17 protein-coding genes are annotated in these 14,352 nt (G+C 64.4%); 12 read left to right on the top strand and 5 right to left on the bottom strand.

Annotation, left to right across the window (positions count from 1 at the left end):
- The first annotated feature begins 4 nt into the window (after nt 1–4).
- Genes G6N82_RS06405 through bla form a run of 4 tightly spaced genes read left to right on the top strand, consistent with a single transcriptional unit; the run spans nt 5 to nt 4,228 of the window.
- On the top strand, nt 5–1,339 hold the full coding sequence (locus G6N82_RS06405; RefSeq protein ID WP_165194873.1) for a DUF58 domain-containing protein: 1,335 nt from the start codon (nt 5–7) through the stop codon (nt 1,337–1,339).
- A complete protein-coding gene (locus tag G6N82_RS06410; protein ID WP_165194874.1) occupies nt 1,336–2,403 on the top strand; it encodes a stage II sporulation protein M in 1,068 nt (355 codons plus the stop codon). Before G6N82_RS06405 ends, G6N82_RS06410 begins: the two co-directional genes overlap by 4 nt.
- Entirely contained in the window at nt 2,400–3,323 is a 924-nt protein-coding gene (locus G6N82_RS06415; RefSeq protein WP_241255218.1) for an RDD family protein, read from the top strand. Before G6N82_RS06410 ends, G6N82_RS06415 begins: the two co-directional genes overlap by 4 nt.
- On the top strand, nt 3,320–4,228 hold the full coding sequence (gene bla / locus G6N82_RS06420) for a class A beta-lactamase (protein WP_241255219.1): 909 nt from the start codon (nt 3,320–3,322) through the stop codon (nt 4,226–4,228). Before G6N82_RS06415 ends, bla begins: the two co-directional genes overlap by 4 nt.
- Before the next feature lie 3 nt (nt 4,229–4,231).
- On the opposite strand, the gene G6N82_RS06425 is transcribed toward bla, so the two are convergent.
- The 4 genes from G6N82_RS06425 to G6N82_RS06440 all read right to left on the bottom strand — a co-directional run bounded on the left by G6N82_RS06425 (nt 4,232) and on the right by G6N82_RS06440 (nt 7,352).
- Nucleotides 4,232–5,239 carry an isoaspartyl peptidase/L-asparaginase gene (locus G6N82_RS06425; RefSeq protein WP_165194875.1) on the bottom strand — a complete coding sequence of 336 codons (1,008 nt, stop codon included), beginning with the start codon at nt 5,237–5,239 and terminating at the stop codon, nt 4,232–4,234.
- Nucleotides 5,240–5,331: 92 nt separating this feature from the next.
- Nucleotides 5,332–6,126: a putative DNA-binding domain-containing protein gene (locus G6N82_RS06430; RefSeq protein ID WP_165194876.1), complete on the bottom strand. Its 795-nt coding sequence runs from the start codon at nt 6,124–6,126 to the stop codon at nt 5,332–5,334.
- Entirely contained in the window at nt 6,123–6,965 is an 843-nt protein-coding gene (locus tag G6N82_RS06435) for a DUF692 domain-containing protein (protein WP_165194877.1), read from the bottom strand. Before G6N82_RS06435 ends, G6N82_RS06430 begins: the two co-directional genes overlap by 4 nt.
- Nucleotides 6,966–7,064: 99 nt before the next feature.
- Nucleotides 7,065–7,352 carry a hypothetical protein gene (locus G6N82_RS06440; protein WP_165194878.1) on the bottom strand — a complete coding sequence of 96 codons (288 nt, stop codon included), beginning with the start codon at nt 7,350–7,352 and terminating at the stop codon, nt 7,065–7,067.
- 181 nt (nt 7,353–7,533) lie between these two features.
- Here G6N82_RS06440 and G6N82_RS06445 point away from each other — a divergent pair, with 181 nt between their 5' ends.
- From G6N82_RS06445 to G6N82_RS06475, 7 genes are all read left to right on the top strand, one after another.
- Nucleotides 7,534–7,818, top strand: a complete 285-nt coding sequence (locus G6N82_RS06445) for a DUF2282 domain-containing protein (RefSeq protein WP_165194879.1) — start codon at nt 7,534–7,536, stop codon at nt 7,816–7,818.
- Between the two features lie 28 nt (nt 7,819–7,846).
- Entirely contained in the window at nt 7,847–8,308 is a 462-nt protein-coding gene (locus tag G6N82_RS06450; RefSeq protein ID WP_165194880.1) for a DoxX family protein, read from the top strand.
- Entirely contained in the window at nt 8,305–8,835 is a 531-nt protein-coding gene (locus G6N82_RS06455) for a sigma-70 family RNA polymerase sigma factor (RefSeq protein WP_165194881.1), read from the top strand. Before G6N82_RS06450 ends, G6N82_RS06455 begins: the two co-directional genes overlap by 4 nt.
- A gap of 2 nt (nt 8,836–8,837) precedes the next feature.
- Nucleotides 8,838–9,479 carry a DUF1109 domain-containing protein gene (locus G6N82_RS06460; protein WP_165194882.1) on the top strand — a complete coding sequence of 214 codons (642 nt, stop codon included), beginning with the start codon at nt 8,838–8,840 and terminating at the stop codon, nt 9,477–9,479.
- A 72-nt stretch (nt 9,480–9,551) separates the two neighbouring features.
- The gene (ispG, locus tag G6N82_RS06465; protein WP_165194883.1) at nt 9,552–10,691 is read left to right on the top strand and encodes a flavodoxin-dependent (E)-4-hydroxy-3-methylbut-2-enyl-diphosphate synthase; all 1,140 of its coding nucleotides are present in this window, start codon (nt 9,552–9,554) and stop codon (nt 10,689–10,691) included.
- Nucleotides 10,692–10,709: 18 nt separating this feature from the next.
- Nucleotides 10,710–11,255: a manganese efflux pump MntP family protein gene (locus G6N82_RS06470; protein WP_165194884.1), complete on the top strand. Its 546-nt coding sequence runs from the start codon at nt 10,710–10,712 to the stop codon at nt 11,253–11,255.
- A 1-nt stretch (nt 11,256) separates the two neighbouring features.
- The gene (locus tag G6N82_RS06475) at nt 11,257–12,174 is read left to right on the top strand and encodes a histone deacetylase (protein WP_165194885.1); all 918 of its coding nucleotides are present in this window, start codon (nt 11,257–11,259) and stop codon (nt 12,172–12,174) included.
- Here the strand turns inward: G6N82_RS06475 and G6N82_RS06480 are convergent.
- A complete protein-coding gene (locus tag G6N82_RS06480) occupies nt 12,171–12,593 on the bottom strand; it encodes a hypothetical protein (protein WP_165194887.1) in 423 nt (140 codons plus the stop codon). The two genes, G6N82_RS06475 and G6N82_RS06480, sit on opposite strands and share 4 nt — an antisense overlap.
- 269 nt (nt 12,594–12,862) lie before the next feature.
- Here G6N82_RS06480 and G6N82_RS06485 point away from each other — a divergent pair, with 269 nt between their 5' ends.
- Entirely contained in the window at nt 12,863–14,311 is a 1,449-nt protein-coding gene (locus tag G6N82_RS06485) for an NAD(P)-binding protein (RefSeq protein WP_165194889.1), read from the top strand.
- Nucleotides 14,312–14,352: the final 41 nt, after the last annotated feature.

Genomic DNA, 14,352 nt, shown 5'->3' on the forward strand with positions numbered 1-14,352 from the left:
GCCCATGAGGTTCGACCTGCCCCTTGTACCAACCGAGCGCGCGGCGTGGACGGTGGCGCTGCTGGCGCCGGTTGCGCTGGTGATCGCCGCCGCCGCGCCCGGTGCATGGGTGATCGCCCCAATCGCCGCGGTGGCTCTGCTGGTGCTAATGCTGCTCGACGCTTGGATGGCGGGTGAGGTGCAGGATTGGCGGGTGGATGCGCCTGGCGATACGGAAGTGGGCGAACCGCTAGCGATAAGCGTATCAGGACGGTTTGCAGGGTCAGTCACGCCGCGGCGGATCGAAGCCGCGATAGAGGCTGATCCGCGACTGGGCGGCGACGGGCGGATGCAGTTCGATCTTCGGGCCGATGGTCCTTCCGGCAGCTTTGCAGGAACCCACAGAGCAACGCCGGTGCGGCGCGGCACCGGCACGATCGGGCGCGCGTGGCTGCGCTGGCACGGCCCGCTGGGACTGGGCGTGCGCCAGGTCCAGCGCGAGCTTGACCTGGCAGTGCGCATCTGGCCCGATCTGTCGCCGGTGCGCAGCCGCGATTTGCAGACCTTCCTGCGCAATGCCCAGTTGGGCCTGATCGCGCGGCGGCTGCGCGGCGAAGGCAGCCAGTTCGAAGCCTTGAGCGAATACGAACCGGGCATGGACCGTCGCTGGATCGACTGGAAGGCGAGCGCCCGCCACACCAGGCTCTACGCGCGCGAAAACGAAGCCGAACGCAACAACCAGATCGTCTTCGCCTTCGATTGCGGGCAGGCGATGTGCGAACCGGTCGATGGCTTGCCGCGGATCGACCGGGCGGTCTCGGCAGCGCTCACCTGCGCCTATGTCGCGCTCAAGGGCGGCGACCGCGTGGCGCTGTTCGGTTTTGCCCAACGGCCCGGCCTGATGACGCCTTTCATCAGCGAGACCCGCGCCTTTCCGCGCCTGCAAAGCGCGGCCGCCGGGCTCGATTACCATACGACCGAACCCAATTTCACGCTGGCGATGGCGCAGCTGACCAGCAAGCTGCGGCGGCGATCCATGGTGGTGCTGTTTTCGGATTTCACCGACCCCACCGCGGCTGAGCTGATGGTGGAAAGCCTGGGCCGGCTGGTGCGCCATCATGTCGTGCTGTTCGTGACGATCGCCGATAGCGAGATCGAGCAATTCGTCCACGCCGCCCCTGCAGACCTCACCACGCTGGCGCGCAGTGTCACGGCCGACACGCTGGCGCGCCAGCGCGCGCTGGTGCTTGAACGCTTGCGGCGGCTGGGCGTGGATGTGGTCGAAGCGCCCTGGCGGCAGATCGGCCCGCAACTGATCGATCGCTATTTCGCGATCAAGCGCCATGAGGCGATCGGATGAAGGCGCCGCTCCTCGCCAGATGGCGGCGCCCCGGGGAAATCGAGGCCCCGCCCGATGCCGCCAGCGCCGTGCTGCGATCCGACCGGTTCCGGCTGGAACGCGAAGGCGAATGGCGCCGGCTGGAAGCGATCCTGGCGCGGATGGAAGGCGGATCGATGCGTCGCGTCAGCGACGAAGACCTGCTGGCACTGCCCGCGCTCTATCGCACCGCTGCCTCCAGCCTGGCGGTGGCGCGCGAGACCTCGCTCGATGCGGCGACGCTGGCTTATCTGGAATCGCTGGTCCAGCGCGCCTGGTTCCAGGTCTATGGCCCGCAAACCGGACTGTGGGGCTGGCTGCGCGGGTTCCTGCTGGGCGGCTGGAGCCGCGCCGTGCGCGAGATCTGGCTGGACCTGTGCATCGCGCTGGCAGCGATGGTGGCGGGCACTGTGGTCGGCTGGTTGCTGGTGGCGCGCGACAAGGAGTGGTTCTGGTCGCTGGTCTCGCCGGAAATGGCCGGGCCGCGCGTGCCGGGCGCGGATCGCGAGCAATTGCTGGAAACGCTGGGTACCGAGGCCAATGCTGACGGGTTGTCGATGTTCGCGGCCTATCTGTTCAGCAACAACGCCGGGGTGGCGATCCTGGCCTTTGCGCTCGGCTTTGCGTTCGGCATCCCCTCGCTGATGCTGCTGGTCCACAATATGGCGCTGCTGGGTGCAATGCTGTTCGTCTTCAGCGGCGCCGGGCTGACGCTGGAATTCAGCGCCTGGCTGAGCGTGCACGGCACCACCGAACTCTTCGCGATCCTGCTGGCGGGTGCGGCCGGGCTGCACATCGGCCGATCGATGGCCTTCCCCGGCGAGCGGTCGATCATGGCGGCGGCGCAACAAGGCGGGCGGCGCGCGGCGGTGGTGATGAGCGGTGTTGTGCTGATGCTGCTGGTGGCAGCTTTCCTTGAAGGCTTTACCCGCCAACTGGTCGGCTCGACCAGCGACCGCCTGCTGATCGGCGGCACCATGCTGGCTTTGTGGCTCGCCTATTTCTTTGCCTACCGCCCGCGTAACCGCAGCGGGGACGGAACATGAGCAATTACTCGCCCACCATGATCCCGGCTTCGCTCGCCAAGCGGCGGCGGCACGTCCTCACCCCGGAAGGGTTGGCCCTGCCGCTGACGATTGCCTCACGCGGATCGCGGATCGGCGCGCTGGTGCTCGATTTCACGATCATTTTCTTCGGCATGCTGGTGATCGGCATGGTGATGGTCTGGATCCTGGGCGACCTGCTGGAACAACTCATGACCGATGAGGATGGCAAAGTGCTGGGCGCTGCCGAATTCGTGATTGTATTCGTGATCCTACTCGGCTTCCTTGCTCGCTATGGCTATTTCCTGGGCTTTGAGCTCGGCCCACGCGGCGCGACGCCGGGCAAGCGCATCGTCGGCATCCGCGTGGCTGCCCGTGACGGCGGCCAGCTGAGCGCCGAAGCGGTAATCGCGCGCAACCTGCTGCGCGATATCGAGCTTTTCCTGCCGCTGGTATTCCTGCAGGTCGCGCCCACGGGGGAGATGGGCAGCGCGGGCGTCGCTGGCATGATCTGGTTCGCCATTTTCATGGCCTTCCCCTTTTTCAACCGCGACGCGATGCGCGCGGGCGATGTGATCGCGGGCACCTGGGTAGTTGAGGCACCGCGCGCACGGCTGGCGGCAACGCTTTCCACCCAAGGCGCGGCCACGGGCGCAAGCGAAGTGACCGGCGCCCGCTACAGTTTCGGAGAGGCCGCGCTGTCGGTCTATGGCGAACAGGAATTGCAGACGCTCGAGCGTGTGCTGCGTGACGGGCAGGAGGAAGCGATCGTCTCCGTCCATGCCGCGATCTGCCGCAAGATCGGGTGGGAACCGGGCAGCGGCGACGAGCGCGCCTTCCTTGAAGCCTTCTATGCCCAGCTGCGCGCCAAGCTTGAAGGCGACTTGCGCTTTGGCAAACGCAAGAAGGACAAATTCTCGTGAGCGCGCTATATTTCTGTTCGCGGCGCATGATGCTGGGCGGTGCAGCCGCGTTCGGGCTGGCTGGCTGCGTGCCGATCGATACCTCCCCTGCCGGACGACTGGCGGCGCGGCTGCGCATCCTTGAGGCGGCATCGGGCGGCACACTGGGCGTCGCCTTCCTCGATACGGGCAGCGGAGAGATGATCGGGCACAACCGCGCGATGCGGTTTGGCCATGCCTCGTCGTTCAAGCTGTCGCTGGCGGCGCTGGTGCTGTGGCGCGACCAGCAGGGGATCGAGGAAGCGGAACGGCAGGTAACATGGGCCGAGGACGAGCTGATGTCCGTCTCGCCCTTCGCTACCGAACGGCTAGCGCAAGGCGCAACATTGCTCGAGCTTGCCGAGGCGACGCAGAAATTCTCCGATAATGCTGCGGCCAACATCCTGCTGCGCGAAATCGGCGGGCCGGAGCGGCTTAACGAATTCTGGCGTGCGATCGGCGATAGCCAGAGCCGGCTCGACAGGATCGAACCGCAGCTGAACCATGTGCCCGCTGGCGAAGTGCGCGACACCACCACGCCCGAGGCGATGTGTCGGACGGTAGAAGCGCTGTGCTTTGGCGATGTGCTGCAAGCGGCGCAGCGGGCGCTGCTTCGACAATGGATGATAGACACGCGCACCGGCCTGCGCCGTGTGCGTGCGGGCATTCCGCAAGACTGGCGAGCCGGGGACAAGACCGGCACTTCGACCTGGCCCGGCATGGGCAGCCTTTATGTCGATATCGGCTTCGTCGCGCCTGCCGATCGCGCTCCGCTTACCTTTGCCACGTATTTCCGGGCGGGTGCCGCGCATGAGCGGGTCGAGCCGGCAGCGGAGGCAGTGTTGGCGCAGGTGGGCCGGGTGCTGGCTGATTTCGCCGCGGGTTAGCGCTTAATGCTCTGGCGCGGCCGATGATGCGGCGTCGCCCCCAAAGATCGCCACTTCGTTGATCCCGCCGCTGGTCGCGCGGCCGCGATACATGCCGCTGGTGTTGAAGCTGAACAGCGCATCGCCCGCAGGCGTGACAAGGATTACCCCGCCATCGCCGCCGAGATCGGCAACTTCCTGCATCACGGCATCGGCCGCGTCCTGCGGTGCGGCAATGCCCAGCCGCAGCCGGGTGCAAATCTCGTGCGCGACGCCGACGCGGATAAAGAATTCGCCCCAGCCCGTCGCTGAGACCGCGCAGCTCCGGTTATCCGCATAGGTCCCCGCGCCGATCACCGGCGCATCGCCGATCCGCCCCCAGCGTTTGCCGGTCATCCCGCCGGTCGAGGTTCCGGCAGCAAGATTGCCCTGCATGTCGAGCGCCACCGCACCGACCGTGCCGAACTTGTGATCGACATCGAGCGCTGACAGCTGCTTCGCCTTCATCCGCTCCAGCGCTTCGCGCCGCGCGGGCGTGGCGAAATATTCGGGCGGGGTGACTTCGAAACCTTTCTCGACCGAAAAATCCTCGGCGCCCTTGCCCATCAGGAACACGTGTTCGCTCTCGGTGCGGACCTTGTCGGCCAGCAGGATCGGGTTCTTCACCGTCTTCACCCCGGCCACCGCCCCGGCGCTGCGATCGCGGCCGTCCATGATCGAGGCGTCGAGCTCGTTGGTGCCGTCCCAGGTGAACACCGCTCCGCGCCCGGCATTGAAACGCGGATTGTCTTCCAGGATGACGATGGCGGCCTGGATTGCCTCCATCGCGCTGCCGCCTTGCTTGAGAACATCGGCCCCGGCATCGAGCGCTGCCTGCAGCGCCGCCTCGTACTCGGCTTCGAGCTCGGGCGTCATCTTGGCACGCTCCAGCGTACCGGCCCCGCCATGAATGGCGATCGACCAGTTTTCGGCTTGCGAAGGGGTTGCGGTGGTCATGGCAAGGGCGGCGAGCAAGGCTGTGAGTGACTTCATGGCTCGCCCATAACATATGAGCGAGCGGGAATGGCCAGCAAAAACGGTCGCCATGAACATGGCAACCGCCGATGCTGAACTTGCCAGTCGCCTTAAAGGCCCACTTCGCTGATCAGGCCTTCACCCAGCCAGCGGCCGAGCATCGTCCCGGCGCGCATCGCGGCCTGCTCGACCTCATCGTCTGACGCCGCATCGCCCGCCAGCATCAGGCAGAGATCGCCATAGGCCATGCCAGCGTCGAGCGCGGCGAAAGCACGCGCCTCCTCGGCGCTCCCCATCATGAAAGTCGAGCGCTCGCCTTCGCGCCACACCAGCACCGAGGCAGGCGCGTCGAGCGCGGCATCGGGATATTCCAGCACGTCCTCACCCAGCACATTCCAGATCGCTCGCAGATCATGCCTGACCTCGCGCGCGGCGGCACCAGGCAGGAAGCGGATGCGCAGCCCCGCCCACTCAGCATCGCCGAAACCGGCGGTAAGGCTCGCGAAGCGCGCAGCATCGAGCGGCTCGACATTCGCGGCGGTAAACGCTTCAAGCATGGCCCATTCTAGCCATGCCAGCTCTTCAACTTCGGGATCGTTGGCGAACAGCTCCGCACAAGTGCCATCGAAACCTGCTCCGACATCGTCGAGCGTCCAACTGTGGGGAGGATGGGTAATGATGTGGTGCGCGGCGGCGCGCTGGAAGGCATCGTCGCCTACCCAGCGGGCCGTGCGTTCGAACGAATTCTTCAGCGCTTCGACCAGGCCGGCGCGGTAATTCCCGCGATAGACCGCGATCCCGGCCGCGTGACGCGCGGTCCACCCCGTTGGCAGCGGTGCCTCTTCATCGAGAACCTGCGCCATGAATGCGGCTTGCCGTTGGGCCAGGGTCTGGAACTCGCTCATGCCGGAACCCTCGCGCGGGCGCTGTAGGCCAGTTTGCGCGCCTGCCCCAGTTCCGCCAGCAATTCGGGCAGCGGCGGGATCTTGTCGTCGCGCTCGATCATGGTCGCGACCGGCTGTTCGATCATCGCCATGGCGCGCCGATAAAGCGCCCACACCTCGTCGCAGACCGCGCGATCATGCGTATCGATGATGATTTTGCCGGGTGTGTGCCCGGCCAGGTGGATCTGCCGCACCCGGTCAAGCGGCAAGCCGGCGAGATAGTCTTCCGCACTGAAACCGTGGTTCTGCGCGCTGACATAGATATTGTTGACGTCCAACAGCAGGTAGCAGCCGGTGCGGCGCGCCATTTCGCTGAGGAATTCCCATTCGGCCAGCTCGTCTTCGGGGAAGGAGAGATAGCTGGAGGGGTTTTCGAACAGCATCGCGCGGCCCAGGTGATCCTGTGCGCGATCGATATTGGCGCATACAAGCTCAAGCGCCTCTTCAGTCAGCGGCAGCGGCAAGAGGTCATGGCTGTTGTGCGCGCTGGTTCGGGTCCAGCACAGATGGTCGGAGACCCACAAGGGGTCGATCCGGCGTTCAAGGCGCTTCAGCCTGTCGAGATATTCGGGGTCGAGCCCGCCGGCAGAGCCGATCGACATCGACACGCCGTGGATGATGACGGGGTGCTTTTCGCGCACCTGGTCGAGGATCCGCAGCGGGCGCCCGCCATCGACCATATAGTTTTCGCTGATCACCTCTACGAAATCGACATCGACCTCAAGGTCGAGGAAATCGGCGTAATGCGTTCGCCTGAGGCCCAGGCCAAAGCCGCCAAATGGTGCGATCGGATCGTTCATCGGTGGACCTTGAGAGCTTTGGCGATGGTCCGGCACCTCCTCGGGGCTTCGGGGGTTTGGGGCGGAAGGCACCGGACCATCTAGCTTGTGCGCTGTGGATCAGCCAAGATCGCCGATCGTGCCGCCCTTGCTGAGGCACTGACCAGCCTTCATTGCCTTGAAGCCATGGCCCTTGCACGCGTTCTGGCCCTTGCAGGCATTTTCCGTGGTGGCGCAGTCGGCCTGGCCCTTGCACGAATGCAGGCCATAGCAATGCACGGTATCGTCGGCATTGAGCGCCTTGCCAGTGCTGCCAGCTGGTGCTTCAGCACCGAATGCAGCGACCGAGGAAAGCGCCATTGCGCCTGCGAGCGCGGCAAAAGCGGTCTTGCGGGTTTGGGTGTTCATCGTTCTCTCCAGTCAATCAGGGGGTGTCCCATGCGGACATCGACGGGTTCGGAGCGAAACCGGATCGGGTTACCCGGCACAGAAAAACTTTTTGTAACCGGGTCAGGAATGCGGGCGAACCCTGTGTCAGTTCCGGCAAAGCGCCGTGCAACGCCAAAACCCTATCTATGGAGAGCCCCCGATGAAGACCAATTCAGTAGCCAAGATCGCCGGCCTGGCCATTTCCGCCGGTATCGCTGCCGGCCTGGCAGCAACCCCCGCAGCAGCGCAGAAGCAGCCGATGGAAAAGTGCTATGGAATTGCCAAGGCCGGGCAAAACGACTGCGCGGCAGGCCCGGGCACCAGCTGCGCCGGCACCTCGACCCGCGATTACCAGGGCAATGCCTGGAAGCTGGTAGCCAAGGGCACCTGCACCACCACCAAGACGCCCAAGGGCAATGGTTCGCTGACCGAGATCAAGCGCTGATCGCCCCACTAAAGGACACAGGTGAACCATGAGCAGCGCAATCGCCCTTTACGACCGTATCGCCAGCCTGGTGTCAGGCAAGTTCGGTGAGGGCATTGCGCTGTTTGTCACGCGCCTTGCCCTCGCGGGAATATTCTGGCGCTCGGGCCGGACGAAGGTGGAGGACGGCACTTTGCTGGACATTACCGACACCACCTATTTCCTGTTCGAGAACGAATATAGCGGCGTGCCGCTGATCCCGTCCGACCTCGCCGCGCAACTGGCGACATATTCGGAATTTCTGTTCCCGATCCTGATCCTGCTGGGGCTGGGCACGCGTCTGTCCGCGCTTGCCTTGCTGGGTATGACGCTGGTGATCCAGCTGTTCGTCTATCCCGAGGCATGGTGGAGCGTGCACTTGCTGTGGGTGGCGCTAGCAGGCATCCTCATCGCGCGCGGCGGCGGGTTCCTGTCGCTCGATGAGCTGGCAAACAGGATGCGCGGCCAATGATTGCAGACGAAGCCACGCTTGCCCGCCTGATGGCGAAGGCGCAGGCCGGTGACCGCAGCGCCTACAACGTGCTGCTGTCCGAAGCCGGGATGTGGCTTGAGCGCTATTTTCGGCGGCGGGTGCCACCGCATCATCTCGACGATCTGGTGCAGGACGTGCTGCTGGCGCTCCACGCCAAACGCGCGACCTATGACCGGACGCGGCCGTTCCTGCCGTGGCTGGCAGCCATCGCTCGCTATCGCTGGGTCGATCACCTGCGCAAGGTCTACAAACATGAGAGCGATCTGCTTGAAGACAATGACGCCTCCGTCGACAGCGATGAAGACGTCGTTGAAGCGCGCGTCAGCCTTGAGCGGCTGTTCGTCTACTTGCCGGAAACGCAGGCGGAAGTGATCGAGCTGGTGAAGATCGAAGGCCATTCGATCCGCGAAGTATCCGAAATGACCGGCCAGAGCGAAAGCCTGGTCAAAGTGAATATCCATCGCGGGCTCAAGAAGCTTGCGTCCATTATCGAGAAAGCAGAATGAACATGAACCGCAACCGCGACAACCTGATCGCTGGCCTGACCGACGAACTGTCACCGGTGCGCGCCTTCGCGGCGCGCGACGGCGCATTGCTGGTGGCACTGGCGGCGCTCGTCACCCTGTCCGGGGTTGCGCTGGTCGAAGGCCTTTGGGCCGGAGCGTTCCAGGGCGAGGCATCACCCTTCTTCTGGGTCACCAACGGGCTGTTGCTGCTGCTGGGGCTGGCCAGCGCAGGTGCTGCGATCGCCATGGCCTCACCCGGAGTAGGCAACCGCCATGATGCGCCCAAGTGGGCCTTTGCCATGTTGGGGGTGTTGCCGGTTGCAGCCGTCACCAGCATCCTGTCGCACGAACGGGGTATCGCCGCGATGAACGATGGTGCCGCCTGGCATTGCGTCAGCTCCTCGCTGTTTGCGGCATTGTTCACCGGGGCAGCGCTGACCCTTTGGCTGCGCCGCGGCGCGCCGGTTTCGATTCAGGCTGCAGGCTGGTTCACCGGCATCGCAGCCGGTGCCATCGGAACATTGCTTTACGGGCTGTCCTGCCCGCTCGACAGCGTGACGCACCTGGGCATGTGGCATGTAGTGCCGGTTGCCTTGGCCGCGATCGTCGGCCGGTTGGCCGTGCCGCCATTGGTCAGGTGGTAATGCCTGTTACTGCATGCAGTTTGCTGATCGGCGTCATTGCCCCGTAACGCGCGGGCGCCTATATGCGGGCGCATGTCATCAGTGAGACCTTGGCGCGACATCATGCGTCGCAAGAGCCGCCAGATCATGGTCGGCAATGTACCGGTGGGCGGCGACGCGCCGATCACCGTGCAGACCATGACCAACACGCCAACCGAAGATGCAGTGGCGACCATCGACCAGATCCGCCGCTGCGAGGATGCGGGGGCGGACATCATCCGCGTGTCGTGCCCCACAGAAGAGGCGACGGCCGCCTTCGGCAAGATCACCAAGGCCGCACGCGTGCCGATCGTGGCGGACATCCATTTCCACTACAAGCGCGCGCTTGAAGCGGCCGATGCTGGTGCGGCCTGCCTGCGGATCAATCCGGGCAATATCGGATCGTCAGAGCGCGTGGCCGAAGTGGTCCGCGCGGCCAAGGCCAATGGCTGTGCGATCCGCATCGGCGTGAATGCGGGCAGCCTCGAGAAGGACCTGCTCGAGAAATATGGCGAGCCTTGCCCCGAAGCGCTGATCGAGAGCGCGCTCGACCATATCAAGCTACTGCAGGACCATGATTTCCACGAATACAAGGTGGCAGTGAAGGCCAGCGACGTGTTTCTGGCCGTCGCCGCCTATCACGGCCTGGCCGACGCGGTCGATTGCCCGCTGCATCTGGGCATTACCGAGGCGGGTGGGCTGATCGGCGGGACCGTCAAGTCCTCGATCGGGATCGGCAGCCTGCTGTGGGCGGGGATCGGCGACACCATCCGCGTTTCGCTTTCCGCCGAGCCCGAGCAGGAAGTACGCGTGGGTTACGAGATCCTCAAGTCGCTCGGCCTGCGCACCCGCGGCGTGCGCGTGGTTTCCTGCCCCAGCTGTTCGCGCCAGGGCTTTGACGTGATCCGCACGGTCGAAGCGCTGGAGAAGCGGCTGGAGCACATCAAGACGCCGATGAGCCTTTCGGTGCTCGGTTGCGTGGTCAACGGCCCCGGCGAAGCGCGCGAGACCGACATCGGTCTGACCGGTGGCGGATCGGGCAAGCACATGGTCTATCTCTCTGGGGTCAAGGACCACCATATCGAGAGCGAAGACATGCTCGATCACATCGTCCGGCTGGTCGAGGAAAAGGCTGCCGCGATCGAAGCGGGCGAAGCAGTGGCGTTCGATCCGCACGCGGTGGCGGCGGAATAGCTCAATCGGTAGCAGGCGATGATAGCTGCGCTCGCGCTGGCCGTGGCCCTGGCGATGGACGCCTTTGCCGTTGCCCTGACTCAAGGGGCGCGGTTTCGCCATGACTGGCGCAGTGTCGCAGCGATTGCGCTTGCCTTTGGCCTTTTCCAGGGCGGCATGCCGCTGGCCGGGTGGCTGCTCGGCAGTTTCGCGCTGCCGCTGGTCGAGGCATGGGATCACTGGATTGCCGGGGGACTGCTGGCGGCGCTCGGCATCCAGATGATCTGGTTCGGCGAGCATGAGGGCGATGGCCCGGCGCGCTTGTCAGGCTTTGCCCTCCTCGCAGCCGCCGTTGCCACCAGCATCGATGCCTTTGCTGCCGGGATCACCTTGCCGACCATGGATTTCCCGCCGCTTGCCACTTGCGGCCTGATTGCGCTGGTGACCGCGGTTCTTTCGGCCATTGCGATCGAACTGGGCCAGCGCGCCGGCGACCGGTTCGGCCGCCATGCCGAAATTGCGGGGGGCGTGATGCTGATCGCTTTGGGAGCCAAGATCGTTTTCGATCACACGATGGGCGCCTGATATGCTCCACGTCGTTCACCATGCCGATTACATGGCCCCGCGTCCGGAACGCGGGTCTTTCCGCTTCGACAAATACTACCTCGTGATGGAGGAGTTGCGCAGCGACGGGGCCCCGATCACCGAACATGCGCCCGAGCCGATGCCGCGCGAATGGCTGGAGGCGGTGCATTGCCCGATCTATGTCGACGAAGTGTTCCGCGCCGCCGTGCCGCGCGAGAAGGAGCGGCGGATCGGCTTCCCGGTGACGCCGCAGATTGGCACCCGCGTGCGCCACACCAACGGCGGCACCTGGCTCGCGGCGAAGCTGGCGATCCAGCATGGCTATGCCGCCAATTCCGCCGCAGGCAGTCACCACGCGCTGCATGAAACAGGTGCAGGCTATTGCGTGTTCAATGACCTTGCGGTCGCCGCCAATCGCTTGATCGCGGAAGGCGACGCACGCCGCATCCTGATCGTCGACTGCGATGTCCACCAGGGTGACGGCACTGCCAGCCTCACCGCCGGGCGCGCGGACATCTTTACACTATCGCTTCATGCCGAACGGAACTTTCCCGTACGCAAGGCCCGCTCGAGCCGCGACGTCGGCTTGCCTGACGGGGTGGACGATGACGGTTACATGGAAGCGCTTGCTAGGCACCTGCCCGAGGTGATCGATGGCTTTGCGCCGGACCTTGTGCTGTACCAGGCCGGGGTTGACCCGCATGTCGATGACCGGCTGGGCCGCTTGGCGCTCACCGATGTGGGGCTGGAAATGCGCGACCGCTATGTGCTGGGCCAAGCGCGCAAGCGGGGTCTGCCGGTCGCATCGGCGCTAGGCGGCGGCTATGGTGACGACCAGCGGGCGGTTGCCCGGCGGCATGCCCGCTCGATGCTATCGATGGCAGACGAGAACAGGCGCTGGCCGGAAATGGTCCGCTAGAAATAGATGTCGATGTAGTCGGTCAGGTAATCGCACCATTCGAATTCGCGCAGCCGGAAATAGCGGCGCTGCTGCGTCACCGCAAAGTGCCAGCTCTTGTCCTTCTTGCAGGATCGGCCCTGGTCCGGGGTGTTGGCAATGCGGATTTCGCCTTCGAAGGTGAAGTAGCCCACGCCGACTTCAGTAACGTAGCCATCAAGCGCGATCTCGCCCGGCCCGCCGACCTGCCGCTGGCTGCCGGTCAGGCGCAGCTGCTTGCCTTCCCACACCACTTTCACCGTGCCGCGGCTGTCATCCCACGAGATCCATTGCAGCGACATGCCGCGGTTCTGCACCAGCCGGTTGAGCGTCGGGCGGTCATAGATCCGGGACGGTTCGCCCTGATCCGCGGCGTAGCCATGTGCAGTTTGTGCGAACACCGCGCTGCTGGTCGGCGCAGACAGAGCAATAGCCCCCGCGATCGCATATCCGAGGAACCTGGCTGAAGAGAGTTTCGAGCGCATCGCTTGTTTCCGGAAATGGAGGAATAGAGGTCAGAGAATATCTGCGGGCTCCCCCCGCAGCAATCCCGCCCGATGTAGCAGTGCGTAGCGGTGTGCCTTCCATCCAGTCCCGAATTTGCCATTGGCATGCGAAGCACAGGTCTGCTCTATTGCGCCGTGCATATCGCGACGGAGACCCACCGATCATGGCCGAATTTGAAACCGACTATCTGATCATTGGCGCCGGCGCGGTGGGCCTGGCCTTTGCCGATACGCTGATCGACGAGGATCCCGCTTGCCATATCACCATCGTCGACAAGCACGCCCGGCCCGGCGGGCATTGGAATGACGCCTATTCCTTCGTCGCCTTGCACCAGCCGAGCGCGACCTATGGCGTCAACTCGATGGAATTGTGCCCCGACCGGGTCGACGAACACGGCCACAACGCAGGCATGTATCCGCTGGCCAAGCATGCCGAAATCCTTGCCTATTACAGCAAGCTGATGTCGGAGCGGCTGATCCCCAGCGGGCGCGTCATCTATCACCCGCTGACCGCCTATCTTGGCGGAGAGGGAAAGACCCATCGCTGCAAAGGCATTTTGTCGAGCGAGGAAACCACGATCACGATCCGCCGCAAGCTGGTGGACGCCACCTGGTTCCAAACTTCGGTCCCGTCGACCCACAAGCCCGCTTTCGATATTGCGCTGGGTGCGCGCCTCGCCGTTCCGGGGGATTTGCCCGGATTGTGGAACAAGGCCGACAAACTGCCCGACCAATATGTGATCCTCGGCGCCGGGAAGACGGCGATGGACACGGCGGTGTGGCTGCTTGAGGCGGGTGTCGCGCCGGAGCGGATAGGCTGGGTGCGCCCGCGCGACAGCTGGATGTTCAATCGCAAGTTCCTGCAGCCGGCCTATCACCGACTTGAGGGGCTGATCGAGTTCCAACTGGGCCTGGTCGAGGAAGCGGCGCAATCGCAGTCCGGTGACGAATTGTTCGAGCGCTTGGGCGCGCGCAACCTCATGTTACGGATCGACCCTGACGTCACTCCGAAAATGTTCCACTTTGCAGTGATTTCCGAAGGTGAAGTGGAGCTGCTGCGCCGGATCACCAACGTCTATCGCCAAGGGCGAGTCACCGCGATCGAGCCCGGCCGGATGCATTTCGGCGCTGACAGCGTCGAACTGCCGCAAGATACGCTGTTTATCGACTGCACCGCCACTGCCGTACCCTTTGCCGTGCGCGAGGATAGGCGCCCGTTCTTCGACGGAAACCGGATCACGCTGCAATTGGTGCAAACGCCGTTTGTACCCTATAGCGCCGCGCTGGCCGCTTTCCTTGAAGCCAATTTCGCAACCGACGCGGAACGCAACGCGCTGTGCCCGCCGGCGCCGCTGACGGATTCGACCGATACATATCCCTATGCAATGATGGCAAATTTGATGAGCACGGCGATCCTGGCCGGGAATGAAAAGACCAACGCTTTCAACGCCCGCAGCCGACTGCATCCCACGGGGCCGGCGATTGCGCGGTTGATAGCGGAAAAAAGCCCCAGATTGGCGCCGCTTGCGAAGGTCGGCGAAACGATCAAAGCGCAGATGCCCGGCGCTATCGCGTTGGGAATGCGCGCCAGGGCGATTCACGAGGCCACATAAGCCCTATTCACGGGAACCTAAGATATGCGCTATACATTTGC

It is taken from the genome of Altererythrobacter sp. BO-6 (genome assembly GCF_011047315.1).
Taxonomy (GTDB): Bacteria; Pseudomonadota; Alphaproteobacteria; order Sphingomonadales; family Sphingomonadaceae; genus Erythrobacter.